We start from the raw sequence: 16,649 nt of genomic DNA, 5'->3' as shown, positions 1-16,649 counted from the left end.
GTTATTTCAGCAGGAATCCGTGTGCGAGCGGATCGCGGTCATCGACGAAAATCGTGTTGTGGCCTGTCACGCGCGCCCAGCCTTCGATGGCCGGTACGATCGCCTCGTAATCGCCGACGCGCGCCGCTTCCATCGGCACGCCTTCGAACAAGGTGCCGATGATGCTCTCGTGCACGAAGCGCTCGCCGATCTTCAACTGCCCTTTCGCGACGCGCTGCGCCATGCGCGCCGAGGTGCCCGTGCCGCATGGCGAGCGATCGATGGCCTTGTCGCCGTAGAACACCGCGTTGCGCGCGCTCGCGCCTTCCACGGTCGGCTCGCCGGTCCACATGACGTGACTCAGGCCGCATATCGCGTCATTCTCCGGATGCACGAACGTGTACTTCTCGTTCGCCTTCTGGCGCAGCAGGGGACTCAGGCGCTGGATGTCGGAAGGCTTCAGCGCATGCAAGCCTTCATAGTTGCGCTGCGGCTCGACGATCGCATAGAAGTTGCCGCCATACGCGACATCGAATTGAATTTCGCCGAGTCCTTCGACTTCGACGGACAAATCCCGCGAATGCAGGAACGAAGGCACGTTGACGAGCTGCACCGAATCCACATGCTCGCCATTCATCCGATATCGCGCGACGACGAGACCCGCTGGCGTATCGAGCCGCAGCACGCCGGGCTCGCGCGGCCGCACGAGCCCGTGTTCGATTGCCGTCGTCACCGTGCCGATGGTGCCGTGTCCGCACATCGGCAGGCAGCCGCTCACTTCGATGAAGAGAATCGCGAGATCGCAGTCGGGGCGCGTCGGTGGATAGAGGATGCTGCCGGACATCACTTCGTGCCCGCGCGGCTCGAACATCAGTGCGGTGCGGATCCAGTCGAACTCGCGCAGAAAATGCGCGCGGCGCTCGATCATGTTCGCGCCTTCGAGCGGCGGCGCGCCACCCGCGACCACGCGCACCGGATTGCCGCAGGTGTGTCCGTCGATGCAGAAGAACGTGGATTTCATTGCGCAAGCGCCCGCACGTTGGCAATCGCCTTCTCGACGATCTCGATGGTCCGCTGCCGCTCTTCGCCTTCGAGCATCAGGCGCGGCGCCTTCACGTATTCCGGATAACCCGCCGTGATGTTTTCCGCGAGCTTGATGTATTGCACGAGCTTCACATGCGTGTCGAGATGGAACAGGTCGATCAACGCGCGATACAGCGCGCGCGCCTTGTCGTATTCGCCATTGACCGCGTAGTTCAGCAGATCGACGGATTCCTTCGGCATCGCGTTCGCCATGCCCGAGACCCAGCCTGTCACGCCGAGTGCGACGGATTCCACGATCAGATCATCGACGCCGCAGAACACAACGAAGCGCTCGCCGAAGCGTGTGTAGAGGTCGGTGACGCGCGTCGTGTCGTAGGTCTCTTCCTTGATCGCGACGACGTTCGCTTCATCGGCGAGTTGCGCGAGCAGATCAGGACGCATGTCGACGCCATAGCCGCGCGGATTGTTGTAGATCATCAGGCCGAGCTTCGTCGAACGCGCGATCGACCGATAGTATTCGACGGTCTCGCGATCGTCCGAGCGATACGTCAGGCCCGGAAACACCATCAGGCCCTGTACGCCGATTGTTTCGGCGTCCTTTGCGAATTGCATCGCGTTGGCCGTGTTCAGTTCCGCGAGACCGGAGATGACGGGTACGCGTCCCTTCACCGTTTCGACAGCGATCTTCAGCACCGTGCGCTTCTCTTCCGGCGTGAGCTGCGCATTCTCGCCGACCATGCCCATCATCACGACACCGCCGACGCCGTTATCGATCAGACGGTTCAGGCCGCTCACGATGACGTCGCGATCGAGCGAGCCGTCCTGTTTAAGCTTCGTCGTGACGGCGGGGAATACGCCTTTCCAGTTCACTTGCATGGTTGCTCCTCCAATTTAGAAACGCGCAATCGAATAAGGCGCGAGCGGCACGCGCGGCGTGCGGCCCGCGAGTACATCGGCGACGAGCGCGGCGGTGGTTGCGGATTGCGTCAAGCCGAGATGACCGTGTCCGAATGCATAAACGACCGATGACATGCGCGGCGATGCGCCGATCACCGGCAACGAATCGGGCGTCGCGGGGCGATGGCCCATCCATTTCGCCGCGTCCCTATCGTCGATGCCCGGAATGAAGCGCTTGCCGAGCGCGAGCAATGCATCGCTGCGACGATAATTCGGCGGCGCATCGATGCCCGCGAACTCCGCCGCGCCACCGATGCGCAAGCCCACATCGAGCGGCGTCGCAACGAACTTGCGCTCAGCGAAGATCACTTCGCGCGTCAGTTCGATGCCGTGTTTCGGCAGCGTCGCGTTATAGCCGCGCTCGCTTTCGAGCAACACGCTATCGCCGATGGACTTCGCCAGTGCCGCCGACCACGCGCCGGCCGCGATCACGATGCGTCGTCCTTTCACGCGGTTGCCGTCCGCAAGCAAGACCGTATCCGATGATTCGATCGCACGCGCGACGCCCGTCACGAAGCGCGCACCGAGCGCACGCACGCGCTCGCGCAACAGCGTGACGATGCGGCGCGGATCGCCGATATGCGACCAGTCGTCGAGAAATACGCCATGCCGGAACCCGGGCGCGAGCGACGGCTCGCATTCGCGCACCTGCTGCGCGTTCAGCGCGTGCCAGCGCGCGCCGAGTTCGCGCTTGAACATCCATTCGGCCTGATCGGCGGCGAAGGCTGCATCGGTTTCATAGACGGTCAGCGCGCCGCGCCGGTAGTGCATCGCGCTTGCGCCGATATCGTCGAACATCGGCAGGATGTCGTCGTAGACGCGGTTGTTCAGCAACGCGAGCGCATGCGATATCGCCTGAAAACGGGCCGGCTCGCTCGCGCGCCGAAACGCCATGAACCACGGCAGCGCCTTCGGCAGATGCTTCCAGTCGAGCGCGAGCGGGCCGAGCGGGTCCATCAGCCATTTCGCGGCCTTCGTGAACATGCCATGCACGGCGATCGGCGTGCTCTCCGTGACCGCGATGCCGCCCGCGTTGCCGTGCGATGCGCGATCGCCTTCGAAATCCCGATCGATCACGGTCACGCGCGCGCCATCGCGCAGCGCCGCCCACGCGCAAGCCAGCCCGACGATGCCCGCGCCGATCACGACGACATCCGCGATTTCTTCGCCCGTCATGCTCATGAACTCGCGCGCGACTTGATGAGCTTGTCGTCGACGGCTTCGCACCACGTATCCGCGAGCGTGAAGCCGGTCTGGAAGCGATCGGTCGGATCGACGCCGACTTGCGATATCGCGGTGATCCACGCCTGGCCGGATACGACGGGCACGATTGCGGGCACATCGCCCAGGCGCGTGACCGATTCGATGCGGCTCTCGAAGATCGACCCGATGATCGACTCGTGCAGGAAGGTCTCGCCCACGTCGATCAGTCCCTTGGCGTGCATCACCGCGAGCCGCGCGGACGTGCCCGTGCCGCACGGCGAACGGTCGCAGCGACCCGGCGACACGATCACCGTGTTGCGCGATTTCAGCACGCCGTTCTCGCGCGAGAGCGGCCCGACGAACTCGGTCATCGTGATGCCCTTGATGAGCGGATTCAACGGATGCGGCGACGGCAACTGCTCCGCCGCGGCGGCCTTGATGACCTGCCCGAGTTCGCACAGTTCGCGCGCTTCATCGGGCGTGATCTGAAAGCCGAGTTTTTCTGCATCGACGATCACATACGTCATGCCGCCATATCCGACATCGACAGTCAGGCTGCCGATGCCTTCCACTTCGATCGTCCTGTCGAGATGATTCGCGAAGGCGGGCTGATTGGTGAACTCGACCTTCGTGACCTTGCCATTCGCGCACGCGCAGCGCAGATGAATCAGCCCGGCCGGCGCTTCGAGCACGAGCTCGGTGACGGGCTCGACCATCGGCAGGATGCCGGTTTCGAGCAGCACGGTCGCCACGCACATCGTGTTCGAGCCGGACATCGCCGGATATTCGGTCGATTCGGCGATCACATAGCCCATTTGCGCGCGCGGGTCGGTTGCGGGCAGCAGAAAGTTCACCGTCTGATTGGCCGAGCCGCGCGGCTCGAAGATGCAGATGCGGCGCAGGTCGTCGCGCACTTCTTCGAGATGCATCATCTTGTCGAACATCGTCGCGCCGGGTACGTCGAAGACGCCGCCCGTCACCACGTTGCCGACTTCGCCTTCGGCGTGGCAGTTCACTACTGTGAGCGTTCGGTTCCAGCGCATGATTATTGCAGCGGCGCGTGCGCCGTCTCCTTGATGGTGAAGACCGTGAAAGTCGAGAGCAGCGCGGCGAGCATCACGAAGTACGCCGGCGAAAGCGGCGAGCCCGTCGCCTTGATGAGCGCGATGGAGATCATCGGCGCGAAACCGCCGAACACCGCGTTGGCGATGCCGTAGCCGATCGACATCCACGTCGTGCGGATTTTCGTCGGAAAGAGTTCGGAGAGCACGGCGGGCCCGACGCCCGAGAAGATGCCGATGATCACACCGCCCAGCACCTGCACCGCGCCGACGATCGCCGCCGATTTGTATTCGAGCATCAGATGGAAGATCGGATACGGCAGCACGAGGAACGCGATGCAGCCGATCGTATAGATCGGCTTGCGGCCGAAGCGGTCCGAGGCCGCGCCCCAGAACGGAATCGATGCCGTCATCACAATCAGGCCCGCCGTGTTGAGCCACAGCGCCGTCGATGCGTTCATGCCGACGTACTTCGTCGTGAACGACGGCAGGTAGTTGAGCAGCACATAGAGCGACACCGTCCACACGATCACGAGCCCGCAGGCCTGCAGGCCGAGCAGCGCGGGTGCGCGGCCTTTGACCTTGGGCGCTTCGTCAGTGGCGCTCTGGTAGACCGGCGTTTCCTCGCTGCGCTTGCGGATGATCCAGCCGATCGGCCCGATCACGATCGCACCGACGATGAACGGCACGCGCCAGCCCCAGTCGAGCATGGCCTGCTGGCTGAGCAGCGTGGTCATGAGCGCGGCCGCGCCCGAGCCGAGCAGCATGCCGCCGAGCGTGCTGCATTGCTGGAAGCTGCCGTAGAAGCCACGCTTGTTCGGCGGCGCCCATTCGACGAGAAACGCGACCGCGTTGCCCAGCTCGCCGCCGACGGAAATGCCCTGCAGCATGCGCGCGGCGACCAGCAGAATCGGCGCCCAGATGCCGATCGACGCATACGTCGGCAACAGCGCCATGAAGAGCGTGGCGGCGGCCATCAGCGGCATGACGAAGGTAAGCGTCCACTTGCGGCCTTTCTTGTCGCCGAGCCAGCCGAAGATGATCGCACCGAGCGGGCGCGCGGCGAAGCCGAGGCCGAACGCGCCGAAGGTGCCGAGCATGGCGGCGAAGTCGTCGCCAGTGGGGAACATGACTTTGGCGATGACGGTCGCGAGGAATGCGTAGGTACCGAAATCGAACCATTCGAGGATATTGCCGACGACCGCGGCAGTGACGGCGCGGCTGGATTTGGACGAGGCTTTGGGTGCGTCGCTTGCGGCGTACGGACTGTCAACGGCGTTGGCGCGGTCGGTCATGGTGACTCCCTCGGTCGCGTGGGGTGCGGTTCCGGGGGATTGTGCGCCCATATCAAAATTGAATCAAGGATTTTGGATCCAAAATTGAAGAACGGACGGCCACGCAAGACGCGTATGCGTCAGCGCGGGAATCGTCTCATAAACTCATCGCGCTCCATAAAACCGCTGCGCCATGACGATATCCGTCGTGCTCAACTGCCCGTTGCCATTCCAGTCCGGATTGCAGTAATTCATGATCGATGCCAGATCCCACGCTCCGATCAATGTATCGCCATAACTGCCTTGCGCGGGCTCCTTGCATGTCGATGGCGTATCCGGCCGGTTCTGTTCATGCGCGAAACCCATCGCGTGACCAAACTCATGCGCGGCGATATTGCGAATGCAATACTCTTCACGGCCCACGCAACTCGTGCTCCAGTTGTGGAACGTGAAGTTGAGCACCATGCCGCCGACCACGTTGCTCAGCGTCGTTCCGAGCCCTTGCGTGTGCGGTCCGTTCGTGGCGTTATCCTCGATCGAAATCCGTATGCCATAGTAGTTCGGATCATTGGTGCATTGCTGCCAGCCCGTGAACGTCACGCCGGAGTGTGCCTGCCAGCTCGCCTCGACCGCGAGACGGCTCCAGGTGCGCTGATTGGTATACAGCGCGAAGTCGGCATTGCTCATGTCCCAGCAAACGCCGATAGGCTCCTGCTTCCAGATGACGGTGGACAACGCATATCCTTTTGCAGTGGCCTGACCCTGCGCGCTTGCTTGCTTCGCCGCGCTCCCGGCGTCGCTGCTATCGCTCCCACCGCACCCGCTAACCAGCATTCCTAACAATAATGCAAATGCCCATGCTCCGATTCGGCTCATCGTCTTCTCCTGAGTCACTCAGCAGAATTATATTTTGCGATGAGCCGTCAAACTCGAATGGTCATTCCATAAGATCCAGGAAAATCAACGATTTTGCGCGCGGGCGCTTTCGAACGTCGCCGTCACGATCACGCCGCGCTCGGGATGCTCTCGCTGGCCGAGCCGAATCTCGCCCCGATGCGCCTGCACGATTTCCTTCGCAATCGCGAGCCCCAGTCCCGTCCCTTCCGCATCCGCCGCCGCGCGATAGAACGGCTCGAACACGCGACTGCGCGCTTCCGCTGGAATGCCTGGACCGTCATCGGTGACGGTCAGCGTGACGCGTTGCGCATCGCGCGTGATGGCGACGGTCACGTGTCCACCCGCCTGCGTATAGCGGATCGCATTCTCGGCGACGTTGTGAACCAGCGCCGACAACAATCCCTCATGCCCGATGATCCACGCCGATTCGACCAGCTCCGCGCCGAGATCGATCTCGCGTTTCTGCGCGAACATCGCAAGGTCTTCGATCACGTTCTGCGCGATCGCGGCAAGATCGACCTCATGCTTCGCCAGCTGCGTATAGTCCGCCGCCTCGGCCTGCGCGAGCAGCAACAGTTTGTTGGTGAGCCCGACCATCGAGCGGTTGCTTCGCTGCATCGCCGCCAGCGCTTCGTGCAACGATGGTGCCATCTCGCGATGCTGCCGCGCGAACTGCAACTGCGTCTCCAGCAAGGTCAGCGGCGTGCGCAACTGATGCGCCGCGTCCGCGATGAAGCGCCGCTGCGCCGCCACCTGAAGCCCGAGCCGCGCGATGCACTGATTGATCGCCTCGACGATCGGCCGCAATTCCGTATGCAAACGCTCGACGCGCAAGGGCTCGAGCTGCATCGGATCGCGATCCATCACTTCCTTCTTCACCTTCAGCAGCGGCCGCAATTCGAACGTCAGCCCGATGCACGCGAGCGCGACTGCGAGCAACACCATCTCGATCTGCCGCACGAGTTGCGGACGCCAGAGTTCGCGCACCATCGCGTCGCGCGACGCCTGCGTCTTGCCGACCGAGACGAGCACGCGCCGGATCGCGCCGTTGTCGTACATCTGGCGCACGAAGCCGACGGCGCGGATCGGCTTGCCGTGCAGATCGGCGTCGTAGTACATCGGCGTATCGTGGATCGCGGCGGTCGGCCCGAACGGAAAATCGGGCACGCCTGCGAGCAGACGGCCATCGTCGACGCTCACGTTGTAGAAAACCTGATCGCCCTGAGGCGACGCGAACACTTCGAGCGCGGCTGGCGGAACATCGACGAGCAAGCGCCCATCCGACCACTCGACTTCGCCCGCGATCATCCGCGCCGATGCGAGCAACGTGTTCTCCTGCACGAGATCGGCGGTGTGGCGCGCGTTGTCGTACGCGGCCTTGCCGGTCACGAACACGTAGAACGCGAGCGGCACGAGCAGCCACCACAGCAGGCGAACGCGCAGGCTATTGGTCATCGTCCTTCTTGCGCAACAGATAACCGAGTCCGCGCAGCGTGACGATCGCGGCCGAACTGCCGTCGAGCTTCTTGCGCAGCCGCGACACGTAGATTTCGAGCGCGTCTTCGCTCGGGCTGTCCTCGTGCGTGAAGATCGCGTCCAGCAGCGATGCCTTCGACACCGTCTTGCCCAGACGCAAAATCAGCGCTTCGAGCACGCTGCGCTCGCGCGGCGTCACGTTGAGCGGCGCGCCCTTCATCGTGAACTGGCGCGTGTCGATATCGAAGACGAGATCGCCGCACGACACCTCGTTCGCCGTCGATGACGTGCGCCGCCGGATCATCACCTTCACGCGCGCGACCAGCTCGCGGACCTCGAACGGCTTCACCAGGTAATCGTCCGCGCCCGCGCCGAGCAACTCTACTTTCTCGTCGATGGAGCCGCTTGCGGTCAGGATCATCACCGGCGTCGCGTCGCCGCGCTGGCGCATTCGTCGCAGCACGTTCTTGCCCGACAGGCGCGGCAGGTTGAGATCGAGCAGCACGACATCGTATTGATTGGTGCGCAGCAGTTGATCGGCGGACTCGCCATCCTGCACGGTTTCGAGTGCGAAGGATTCCTGTTCCAGCATCTTGGCGAGCCAGAGCGACAGCGTCGGATTGTCTTCGATCAGCAGCAGTTTCATGGTGGCGCGATTGTATTGGCTTCGACGAAGCATGACGCATCGGGTTAACACCCATGTTTCGCTATCGACACAGAAAGCTGGCAGAAGGATTCACCTTTCTATAATCGCCGCACACATTCGAACAAGCGGGCCTTTCCTTACGTCCCGCCCCACATCAAGGAGACTCCTGATGCGTACTTTGCGCCAGATCGCTGCGGTATCCGGTATCGCTTTCGCGCTCGCCGCGGCATCCGTGTCCGCTCATGCCGAGAAAATTTCCATCATGGTCGGCGGCGCGACCAAGATCATCTATCTGCCCGCGAAGCTGACGGAGCAGCTCGGCTACTTCAAGGACGAAGGGCTCGATGTCGAAATTCTCTCGCAGCCCGCGGGCGTCGATGCGGAAAACGAGCTGCTCGCCGGCGCGGTGCAAGGCGTCGTCGGTTTCTACGATCACACCATCGACCTGCAGAGCAAGGGCAAGGAAGTGCAGGCGCTGGTGATCTTCGGTCAGGTGCCGGGCGAAGTGGAACTGGTCTCGACCAAGGCCGCCGACAAACTCAAGAGCATGGCCGACGTCAAAGGCAAGACGCTCGGCGTGACGGGCCTCGGATCATCGACCAGCTTTCTCACGCAATACCTCGCGCAGCGCGCGGGCGTGAGCTCGAAGGAATACACGCTGCTGCCGGTGGGCGCGGACGCGAGCTTCATCGCGGCGATCAAGCAGGAACGCATCGACGCAGGCATGACCACCGAGCCGACCGTGTCGCAACTGCTCAAGACCGGCGAGGCGAAGGTGCTCGTCGACATGCGCACGCTCGAAGGCACGCGCGCCGCGCTCGGCGGCACGTATCCGGCATCGAGCTTCTACGTGCAGCGCGCGTGGGCGGAATCGCACAAGGCGGACGCCGCGAAGCTGTCGCGCGCGTTCGCGAAGACGCTCAACTTCATCTCCACGCACAGCGCCGAAGAGATCGCCGAGAAGATGCCGAAAGACTATTACGCGAAGAACAAGGAGCTTTACGTGGGCGCGCTGAAGGCCTCGCTGCCGATGTTCACCAAGGACGGCAAGATGCCCGCCGACGGCCCCGAAACCGTGCTGAAGGTGCTCTCCGCGTTCAATCCTTCGGTGAAGGGCAAGCATATCGACCTCGCGCGCACGTACTCGAACGAGTATCTGTCGGGCACGGCGACGGCATCGAAGTGAGGCGCGCACAATGAACCAGACGACACAACCGGCCATCGAACTGCGTAACGTTTCGTGCCGCTTCGTCTCGCCGGACGGCAAGGCCACGGTCGCGCTGCGCGACTTCAGCATGTCGGTGGCGAAGGGCGAATTCGTCGCGATCGTCGGCCCGACGGGCTGCGGCAAGTCCACCACGCTCAGCATGATCACGGGCCTGCTCAAGCCGACGACCGGCGAGGTGCGCGTGATGGGCCAGCCGGTCGACGGCATTGATCCGCGCATCGGCTTCGTGTTTCAGGCGGATGCCGTGTTTCCGTGGCGCTCGGTGCTCGACAACATCGCGGCCGGCCCGCTCTATCGCGGCCGCTCGAAATCCGCCGCCTATGACGAAGCCAACGAGTGGCTGCGCCGCGTCGGTCTCGACAAGTTCGGCAAGCATTATCCGCATCAGTTGTCGGGCGGTATGCGCAAGCGCGTCGCGCTCGCGCAGACGTTCATCAACAAGCCGGAAATCCTGCTGATGGACGAGCCGTTCTCCGCGCTCGACATGCAGACGCGCACGCTGATGCAGGACGAGTTGCTGCAACTGTGGTCGGCGAACGCGGGCTCGGTCGTGTTCGTCACGCACGATCTCGAAGAAGCGATCGCGCTCGCGGACCGCGTGTTCGTGCTGACCGCGCGCCCGGCGACGCTCAAGCGCGTCTACGAGATCGATCTGCCGCGCCCGCGCATCACGTCGGAGATTCGCTATCACCCGCATTTCATCGAGATTTCGCGGGATATCTGGCACGACCTGCGCGAAGAAGTGCAGATCGGTTGAACCTGTTCGAGAGGAACCTCACCCATGTCCACGCCTCAACAAGCGATGCCCGCGGGCATCGATCCCGGCGCGCTCGCGCAAGTCGAACGCGAAGCGCAAAAGCGCATCAAGCAGCGCCACGCGCTCGTGATCGGACTGCGCATCGCGGTGCTCGTCTTCGTGCTCGGCGGCTGGGAGCTGTCGGCTCGCCTTCACTGGATCGATCCGTTCTTCTTCTCGATGCCGTCCGCGATCTTCGACCAGATCGTCGAATGGTTCGTCGAAGGCACCTCGCAAGGGCCGCTGCTCACGCAAGTGTGGGTCACGCTCGAAGAAACGGTGCTCGGCTTTCTGATCGGCTCGGTGGCGGGCGTGTTCTGCGGCATCGTGCTCGGCCGCAACAAGTTGCTGTCGGACGTGTTCAGCATCTACATCAAGATCGCCAACTCGATTCCGCGCGTGGTGCTCGGCTCGGTGTTCGTGATCGCGCTCGGTCTTGGCATGGCGTCGAAAGTGGCCCTGGCGGTCGTGATGGTGTTTTTCGTCGTATTCGCGAATGCGTTTCAGGGCGTGCGTGAAGCGGACCGGTTCATGATCGCGAATGCGCAGATTCTCGGCGCGTCGCGCCGTCAGGTGACGACGTCGGTGGTGATTCCTTCCGCGCTCTCGTGGATTCTCGCGAGCCTGCACGTGAGCTTCGGCTTCGCGCTGGTCGGCGCGGTGGTCGGCGAGTTTCTCGGCTCGAAACAGGGAATCGGCTTGCTGATCTCGACGGCGCAAGGCGCGTTCAATGCAAGCGGCGTGTTCGCGGCGATGATCGTGCTGGCGGTGGTCGCGCTCGCGGCGGATTATCTGCTCACAGCGGTCGAGCAACGGTTGCTGAAGTGGCGGCCCACGGCGAATTGATGCGCCCCATGAAAAAACCCCACGCGAGCGCGTGGGGTTTTTTCGTTTCTGGGCAGTGTCCTGCATTCAGCGCAGGCCGACTTCCCTGGCCCGCGCGACGTTGCATGCGGCGTGTTCCGTGAAGACCACGCGGTTCTGATTGTTGTAATAGACCGAATACCGGTCGACGCCATGCTTCTTGAAGGCGTATTCGGTGCACTGCGAATGCCACGGCCCCCAGTTTCCATCGGGCGGTCCGAGATGATCCTCGACATCCGCCCGCGTCATGCCGATCTTCACGCGGCTCATGTACTCCGTCGGATCGGGGTCCGGGATGAAGGCCGAACATCCGTTCAGGCCGATCAGAGCGCCGAGCAGGGCCATCACCAGACACGTTTTCGATTTGAGCATCGCTTCAGCCTTCGCAAAAGGACTGAAACTATCGGCATCGCAGGCGCGGGGCAATCGACCTAGTCTGAAAGTGCGCGCGAGCGCCGCCGCGCCAGTTCGGCGACGCCGATGCACGCCGCCAGCCACGCGCCGCCCGACGCGAATCCGCCGATCACATCGCCGGGGAAATGCACGCCGATCACGATGCGGCTCGCCCCGATCGCCAGCACGATGAAGCACGCCAGCGCGACGATGAGCGGGTCCCAGCGCGTCGGCGCGAGCCTGAGCAGCACATAGGCGCACATGCCGTAGCAGACGATCGACCCGAACGTGTGCCCGCTCGGAAACGCGAAGCTTTCGGGCAGCGGCACGGTCGAGCCGGTTGGGCGGTCGCGGCGCATCATCGCCTTGAGGGCCTGATTGAGCAGGCCGCCCGCGCTCGTGACCGCCGCGAAATACACGGCGAGGCCGAGGCGGCGCGTCAGGACGAGCGCCGCGCACATGAGCGCGCACAGCAGCGTGAGGAACCACGGATCGCCGAGATGCGTGAGCACGGCCAGCCATCGCGCGGCGAGTGCGGGCGCGCCGTCGCGCACGGCGTCGAGCACGCGCTTATCCGCCGATGAAAACGCCGTGCCCTGCGCAATGCGCGAGGCAATCGCGATGAACACGCCCGCGCCGGTCACGACCGGCACGCACGCCGCGAGCGCCACCGCGGCGGCTGAAAGCGGGGTCCGGCGTGCGCGCGCGGCCCAGGCCCAGGCGCCAGCGGCAATCGATGGAACGACGAAAAGCACGATCGCGATGATCGCGACCGCGTGGCCTTGCGCGAGCGCCGTGTATTCCATGATGTCCTGTTTCTCCCGAATGTCTCCCGAAAGGCGGCCGCTCGCGCGGGCTCAGGACGCAATCGCGCGTTCCTCTGCTTCGAGCGGCCGTTCCCAGCCGAATGCCTGCACGCGCGCGACGGGCTTGTCCACGACGAGCACGCCGCAGATTCCGCCGGGCATCGGTAGTGTAAGTGCGTGCCATTGCGGCGGCGCGGCGCGCCCTCGCGCGTCGCCGCGTTGCGCGCGGGTTCTGCCGATGCGCGCCGCCTCGTCCCACATGTCCTGTCTGGCGGCCGCGTCGGAGGCGCCGGTGGTTTCGACGACCACGCCGAGCCCTATTTTCGCCGATGCCACCGCGATCACGATCCAGATGCCCGAATACGCGACATCGACATGAAGCGTGCCGTGGACAAGCGGGTGCGTGACGACGATGCGTTCGTCGGGTTCATCGTCCACGCTCACTTCGTGCGGCTCGCATTTCAGCATGTGCGAGAGCACGAGGCGCAACGTCGCGCGCGCCACGCCGAAGCGCCGCCCGAGCGCGGAATTCGGATGCAGCCGCGCGCGTTTGCGCTCCGCCGGGCTGAGCCAGTTTCCGATATTCGATGCCGATGCGAAGCGGAATTCCGACGGCACGAGCCAGAGACAGACGTCGCCGGGCGCGGGCGGTTCGTGGATCTGCACGCGGGATTTGGCGAGATCGTAGTAGCGCCACGGGGCGTCGGCGATACGCGGCAAGGGTGGGCGGTGAGTGGCGGACATTCGCAGGGCGGAGGGGGCGGCGCGGGCGCGCGTCGGAATGCTCCGCATTCAGGGATGAACTCATATTCTCGGCATTCGTACCTTATGGGACGCTTAGCTGGCTGTTTTTTTGAAACGTCCGCGAGGCGGACACTCGTCCCGGCGTACGGGTCATCCCCAAGTTGAGCTTTCCTCAACCCCGCCCTCAAAAATCCTCGATTCCATCCCACGCGAAGCCCGTCGCAGAATGCCCTGCATCCACCGCAACGGTGGCTCAACAGCGGACACAAAGGAAGGAGTCAATGGAAAAGAATCTCTTCATCGGCGAAGGCTTCGAAGGGCCGGGCGTGAATCTCGCCCATATCAACGTGCTGGTCGGCCCCCGTAACGGCCCCGCGGGCCAGGCATTCGCCACCGCGCTCGCGACGCCGTCCACCGGTCACGCGCCGTTCGTCGTGATCGCGCAGCCCGGCGTGCCGACCAAGCCGCTCACGCTCTACGTCAACAAGGCGCAGATCGACAGCGATTTCCACGGCAACGCAACCTGGGGCGCATCACAGGCGGGCATCGCAAAGGCAGTCGCCGAATCGCTCGAAAACGGCACGCTGCCGCCCGAAGCGGAAAACGACTGGGTCGTCGTATCCGCGAACTGGGTCAATCCGAAAACCGACGATCTCGACGCCGTCTTCGAGAACAACTATCGCGCATGCAAGAACGCGATCATCGCCGCGATGGAAGGCCTGCCGCGCAAGGAAGCCGTCTTCAAGGCCGCACGCGACGTCTCGAACCCGTTCTACACGCCGAAGAAGTAAGGAGTCTCTGCAAATGGAATACGTGCGTCTCGGCCACTCCGGCCTGAAGGTGTCGCGCCTGTGCCTCGGCACGATGAACATGGGCACGCCGCAGTGGAAACCCTGGATCTTCGATGAAGCGCAAAGCGAACCGATCGTGCGCCACGCGCTCGACAAGGGCGTGAACTTCATCGATCTGGCCGATTTCTATTCGACGGGCGTCGGCGAGGAAGTCGTCGGCCGCATTCTGAAGCGGCTCGTCAAGCGCGAGGAAGTGGTCGTGACGACCAAGGTCGGCTACGACATGGCGAACCATCCGAACGCGGGCGGCCATTCGCGCAAGCACATCATGGACGGCATCGACGGATCGCTCACGCGTCTCGGCATGGATTACGTCGATATCTACATGCTGCATTACTTCGACGTGAACACGCCCGTCGAAGAGACGATGGGCGCGCTCGACGACATCGTGCGCGCGGGCAAGGCGCGCTACATCGGCGTATCGACGATGTACACCTGGCAGTTCGCGAAGATCATGCAGGCGTGCGAGAAGAACGGCTGGCATAAGCCGGTCAACATGCAGTTGCAGCTCAACGCCGCGTATCGCGAGGAAGAGCGCGAGATGATTCCGTACTGCATCGATCAGGGCGTCGGGGTGTCGGTGTTCAGTCCGCTCGCGCGCGGCCTGCTCACGTCCGATGCGAAGTCCACGCGCAATCAGACCGATTTCTTCACCGCGCAGATGTACGGCGATCACGCGTCGCAGGAAGTCGCGGCATCGGTCGCGCGGGTGGCGGCGCGGCGCGGCGTGTCGGCGGCGCAGATCGCGCAGGCGTGGGTGCTCAGCCGCCCCGGCATTTCGAGCATGCTGGTCGGCGCGGATTCCGCGGCGCAATTCGACAGCGCGCTCGCCGCGCTCGAAACGAAACTCGACGAAGCCGAAATGCACGAGCTCGATCGCAACTACACGCCTTGCGATCTCATCAACGACTACACGGCAGGACGACGCATCGCGCGCGAGGCGCGTGCCGCGCAAGGCCACTTCGAACACGCACTGGAGCGCGCGGCATGATGAACCTGTTGCAATCGAATCATTACATCGACGGTAAATGGCGTGAAAGCGCGAGCACGTATCCGGTGCGCAATCCCGCGACGGGCGACGTGATCGCGAACGTCGCGCGCGGCGGCGGCACGGAAACCCGGCAAGCCATCGATGCCGCGAAGCGCGCGTTCCCCGCATGGCGCGCGCTGACCGCGAAGGAGCGCAGCACGCGCGTGAAGCGCTGGGGCGAGCTGATGCTCGCGAACCGCAACACGCTCGCGGAACTGCTGACGCGCGAACAGGGCAAACCGCTTGCGGAAGCGCTCGGTGAAGTCGCGTACGCGGCGAGCTTCTTCGAATGGTTCGCGGAAGAAGCGAAGCGCAGCTATGGCGACATCATCCCGAGTCCGAAGCCGAATGCGAAGATCGTCGTGACGCGCGAGCCGGTGGGCGTCGTCGCGGCCATCACGCCGTGGAATTTCCCGCTCGCGATGATCACGCGCAAGGCCGGTCCCGCGCTCGCCGCGGGCTGCACAATGGTGCTGAAGCCATCCGAGGAAACGCCGCTGTCCGCGCTCGCGCTCGCGGTGCTGGCCGAGGAAGCGGGCATTCCGGCGGGCGTGTTCAACATCGTCTCGGGCGATGCCACCGCCATCGGCCAGGTGCTGACCGAATCGCCCGATGTCCGCAAGCTGTCGTTCACAGGCTCGACGCGCGTCGGCAAGCTGCTCGCGAAGCAATCGGCCGATACATTGAAGAAGCTCTCGCTGGAACTCGGCGGCAACGCGCCCTTCATCGTGTTCGACGACGCCGATATCGATGCCGCCGTGCAGGGCGCGATGGCATCGAAGTTCCGCAACACCGGGCAGACGTGCGTGTGCGTGAATCGCTTCTACGTGCAGGACGGCGTCTACGACGCATTCACGCAGGCATTGACGCGCGCTGTGCACAAGCTCCGCGTGGGCAACGGGCTCGAAGGCGAGTTCGATCAGGGGCCGCTCATCAACGAGGCCGCGCTCACAAAGGTGCAAACCCATCTCGCCGATGCCGTCAGCAAAGGCGCGAAGGTGCTGACCGGCGGCAAACCGCACGCGCTCGGCGGCACGTTCTACGAACCGACCGTGCTCGCGGACGCGAAGCCTTCCATGCTGATCGCCGATGAAGAGACCTTCGGTCCGGTGGCAGCGTGCTTCCGCTTCAAGAGCGAAGAAGAAGTCATCGCCGACGCGAACGACACGCCTTACGGCCTTTCCGCGTACTTCTACACGCGCGATCTGGGCCGCGCGTGGCGTGTCGCCGAGGCGCTGGAGAGCGGCATGGTCGGCATCAACGAAGGCATCATCTCGACGGAAGTCGCGCCCTTCGGCGGCGTGAAGCAGTCGGGACTGGGCCGCGAAGGATCGAAGTACGGGCTCGATGAATACATGGAACTCAAGTACATGATGATGGCCGGCCTCGGCCGGTGATTC

The 16,649-nt window shown here is 63.8% G+C and carries 17 protein-coding genes; 6 read left to right on the top strand and 11 right to left on the bottom strand.

The genetic code is table 11. The features are described from left to right. Position 1 precedes the first annotated feature (1 nt). The 8 genes from NK8_RS26100 to NK8_RS26065 all read right to left on the bottom strand — a co-directional run bounded on the left by NK8_RS26100 (position 2) and on the right by NK8_RS26065 (position 8,537). On the bottom strand, positions 2–1,000 hold the full coding sequence (locus NK8_RS26100; RefSeq protein ID WP_213232602.1) for a 4-hydroxyproline epimerase: 999 nt from the start codon (positions 998–1,000) through the stop codon (positions 2–4). After that, a complete protein-coding gene (locus NK8_RS26095; RefSeq protein ID WP_213232600.1) occupies positions 997–1,899 on the bottom strand; it encodes a dihydrodipicolinate synthase family protein in 903 nt (300 codons plus the stop codon). Before NK8_RS26095 ends, NK8_RS26100 begins: the two co-directional genes overlap by 4 nt. Before the next feature lie 15 nt (positions 1,900–1,914). Continuing rightward, the gene (locus NK8_RS26090; RefSeq protein WP_213232598.1) at positions 1,915–3,156 is read right to left on the bottom strand and encodes an FAD-binding oxidoreductase; all 1,242 of its coding nucleotides are present in this window, start codon (positions 3,154–3,156) and stop codon (positions 1,915–1,917) included. A gap of 2 nt (positions 3,157–3,158) precedes the next feature. Next, entirely contained in the window at positions 3,159–4,226 is a 1,068-nt protein-coding gene (locus NK8_RS26085) for a proline racemase family protein (protein ID WP_162070297.1), read from the bottom strand. 2 nt (positions 4,227–4,228) lie between these two features. After that, positions 4,229–5,539: an MFS transporter gene (locus tag NK8_RS26080; protein WP_213232596.1), complete on the bottom strand. Its 1,311-nt coding sequence runs from the start codon at positions 5,537–5,539 to the stop codon at positions 4,229–4,231. A 144-nt stretch (positions 5,540–5,683) separates the two neighbouring features. Further along, complete coding sequence (locus NK8_RS26075) at positions 5,684–6,253, bottom strand: M12 family metallopeptidase (RefSeq protein ID WP_301549901.1); 570 nt, start codon at positions 6,251–6,253, stop codon at positions 5,684–5,686. Between the two features lie 225 nt (positions 6,254–6,478). Continuing rightward, positions 6,479–7,870 (bottom strand): sensor histidine kinase, encoded by a 1,392-nt coding sequence (locus NK8_RS26070; protein WP_213232594.1) that lies wholly within the window; start codon positions 7,868–7,870, stop codon positions 6,479–6,481. After that, positions 7,860–8,537 (bottom strand): response regulator transcription factor, encoded by a 678-nt coding sequence (locus NK8_RS26065; protein ID WP_061177439.1) that lies wholly within the window; start codon positions 8,535–8,537, stop codon positions 7,860–7,862. The genes NK8_RS26070 and NK8_RS26065 overlap by 11 nt, the downstream gene beginning before the upstream one ends. A 169-nt stretch (positions 8,538–8,706) precedes the next feature. Here NK8_RS26065 and NK8_RS26060 point away from each other — a divergent pair, with 169 nt between their 5' ends. From NK8_RS26060 to NK8_RS26050, 3 genes are read left to right on the top strand one after another with little or no spacing between them, the layout of a single operon-like run. After that, complete coding sequence (locus NK8_RS26060; RefSeq protein WP_162070301.1) at positions 8,707–9,723, top strand: ABC transporter substrate-binding protein; 1,017 nt, start codon at positions 8,707–8,709, stop codon at positions 9,721–9,723. A 10-nt stretch (positions 9,724–9,733) separates the two neighbouring features. Next, positions 9,734–10,522 carry an ABC transporter ATP-binding protein gene (locus tag NK8_RS26055; RefSeq protein WP_213232592.1) on the top strand — a complete coding sequence of 263 codons (789 nt, stop codon included), beginning with the start codon at positions 9,734–9,736 and terminating at the stop codon, positions 10,520–10,522. Positions 10,523–10,546: 24 nt separating this feature from the next. After that, positions 10,547–11,407, top strand: a complete 861-nt coding sequence (locus NK8_RS26050; RefSeq protein ID WP_213232590.1) for an ABC transporter permease — start codon at positions 10,547–10,549, stop codon at positions 11,405–11,407. A 66-nt stretch (positions 11,408–11,473) separates the two neighbouring features. Here NK8_RS26050 and bamE read toward each other — a convergent pair whose 3' ends face one another. Genes bamE through NK8_RS26035 form a run of 3 tightly spaced genes read right to left on the bottom strand, consistent with a single transcriptional unit; the run spans position 11,474 to position 13,368 of the window. Then, positions 11,474–11,797 (bottom strand): outer membrane protein assembly factor BamE, encoded by a 324-nt coding sequence (bamE, locus tag NK8_RS26045; protein WP_213232588.1) that lies wholly within the window; start codon positions 11,795–11,797, stop codon positions 11,474–11,476. Positions 11,798–11,856: 59 nt separating this feature from the next. Further along, entirely contained in the window at positions 11,857–12,624 is a 768-nt protein-coding gene (locus NK8_RS26040; RefSeq protein ID WP_213232586.1) for a phosphatase PAP2 family protein, read from the bottom strand. A gap of 51 nt (positions 12,625–12,675) precedes the next feature. Continuing rightward, positions 12,676–13,368: a hypothetical protein gene (locus NK8_RS26035; RefSeq protein ID WP_213232584.1), complete on the bottom strand. Its 693-nt coding sequence runs from the start codon at positions 13,366–13,368 to the stop codon at positions 12,676–12,678. A 281-nt stretch (positions 13,369–13,649) separates the two neighbouring features. Between NK8_RS26035 and fae the strand changes: the two genes are divergently transcribed. From fae to NK8_RS26020, 3 genes are read left to right on the top strand one after another with little or no spacing between them, the layout of a single operon-like run. Continuing rightward, positions 13,650–14,159, top strand: coding sequence for a formaldehyde-activating enzyme (gene fae / locus NK8_RS26030; protein ID WP_213232582.1), 510 nt, complete (start codon positions 13,650–13,652; stop codon positions 14,157–14,159). 13 nt (positions 14,160–14,172) lie between these two features. Continuing rightward, on the top strand, positions 14,173–15,210 hold the full coding sequence (locus tag NK8_RS26025) for an aldo/keto reductase (protein ID WP_213232580.1): 1,038 nt from the start codon (positions 14,173–14,175) through the stop codon (positions 15,208–15,210). Further along, the gene (locus tag NK8_RS26020) at positions 15,207–16,646 is read left to right on the top strand and encodes an NAD-dependent succinate-semialdehyde dehydrogenase (RefSeq protein WP_213232578.1); all 1,440 of its coding nucleotides are present in this window, start codon (positions 15,207–15,209) and stop codon (positions 16,644–16,646) included. Before NK8_RS26025 ends, NK8_RS26020 begins: the two co-directional genes overlap by 4 nt. The last annotated feature ends 3 nt before the right edge of the window (positions 16,647–16,649 follow it).

The organism is Caballeronia sp. NK8 (assembly GCF_018408855.1).
Taxonomy (GTDB): Bacteria; Pseudomonadota; Gammaproteobacteria; order Burkholderiales; family Burkholderiaceae; genus Caballeronia.
The sequence above is the reverse complement of the archived record's forward strand: the minus strand, read 5'-3'. Positions and strand labels throughout refer to the sequence as shown.

Coding starts and splice junctions, on each gene's coding strand:
- NK8_RS26025 (WP_213232580.1), top strand. CDS start 14,173: ATGGAATACGTGCGTCTCGGCCACTCCGGCCTGAAGGTGTCGCGCCTG.
- NK8_RS26100 (WP_213232602.1), bottom strand. CDS start 1,000: ATGAAATCCACGTTCTTCTGCATCGACGGACACACCTGCGGCAATCCG.
- fae (WP_213232582.1), top strand. CDS start 13,650: ATGGAAAAGAATCTCTTCATCGGCGAAGGCTTCGAAGGGCCGGGCGTG.
- NK8_RS26065 (WP_061177439.1), bottom strand. CDS start 8,537: ATGAAACTGCTGCTGATCGAAGACAATCCGACGCTGTCGCTCTGGCTC.
- NK8_RS26035 (WP_213232584.1), bottom strand. CDS start 13,368: ATGTCCGCCACTCACCGCCCACCCTTGCCGCGTATCGCCGACGCCCCG.
- NK8_RS26055 (WP_213232592.1), top strand. CDS start 9,734: ATGAACCAGACGACACAACCGGCCATCGAACTGCGTAACGTTTCGTGC.
- NK8_RS26090 (WP_213232598.1), bottom strand. CDS start 3,156: ATGACGGGCGAAGAAATCGCGGATGTCGTCGTGATCGGCGCGGGCATC.
- bamE (WP_213232588.1), bottom strand. CDS start 11,797: ATGCTCAAATCGAAAACGTGTCTGGTGATGGCCCTGCTCGGCGCTCTG.
- NK8_RS26060 (WP_162070301.1), top strand. CDS start 8,707: ATGCGTACTTTGCGCCAGATCGCTGCGGTATCCGGTATCGCTTTCGCG.
- NK8_RS26020 (WP_213232578.1), top strand. CDS start 15,207: ATGATGAACCTGTTGCAATCGAATCATTACATCGACGGTAAATGGCGT.
- NK8_RS26080 (WP_213232596.1), bottom strand. CDS start 5,539: ATGACCGACCGCGCCAACGCCGTTGACAGTCCGTACGCCGCAAGCGAC.
- NK8_RS26095 (WP_213232600.1), bottom strand. CDS start 1,899: ATGCAAGTGAACTGGAAAGGCGTATTCCCCGCCGTCACGACGAAGCTT.
- NK8_RS26050 (WP_213232590.1), top strand. CDS start 10,547: ATGTCCACGCCTCAACAAGCGATGCCCGCGGGCATCGATCCCGGCGCG.
- NK8_RS26085 (WP_162070297.1), bottom strand. CDS start 4,226: ATGCGCTGGAACCGAACGCTCACAGTAGTGAACTGCCACGCCGAAGGC.
- NK8_RS26040 (WP_213232586.1), bottom strand. CDS start 12,624: ATGGAATACACGGCGCTCGCGCAAGGCCACGCGGTCGCGATCATCGCG.
- NK8_RS26070 (WP_213232594.1), bottom strand. CDS start 7,870: ATGACCAATAGCCTGCGCGTTCGCCTGCTGTGGTGGCTGCTCGTGCCG.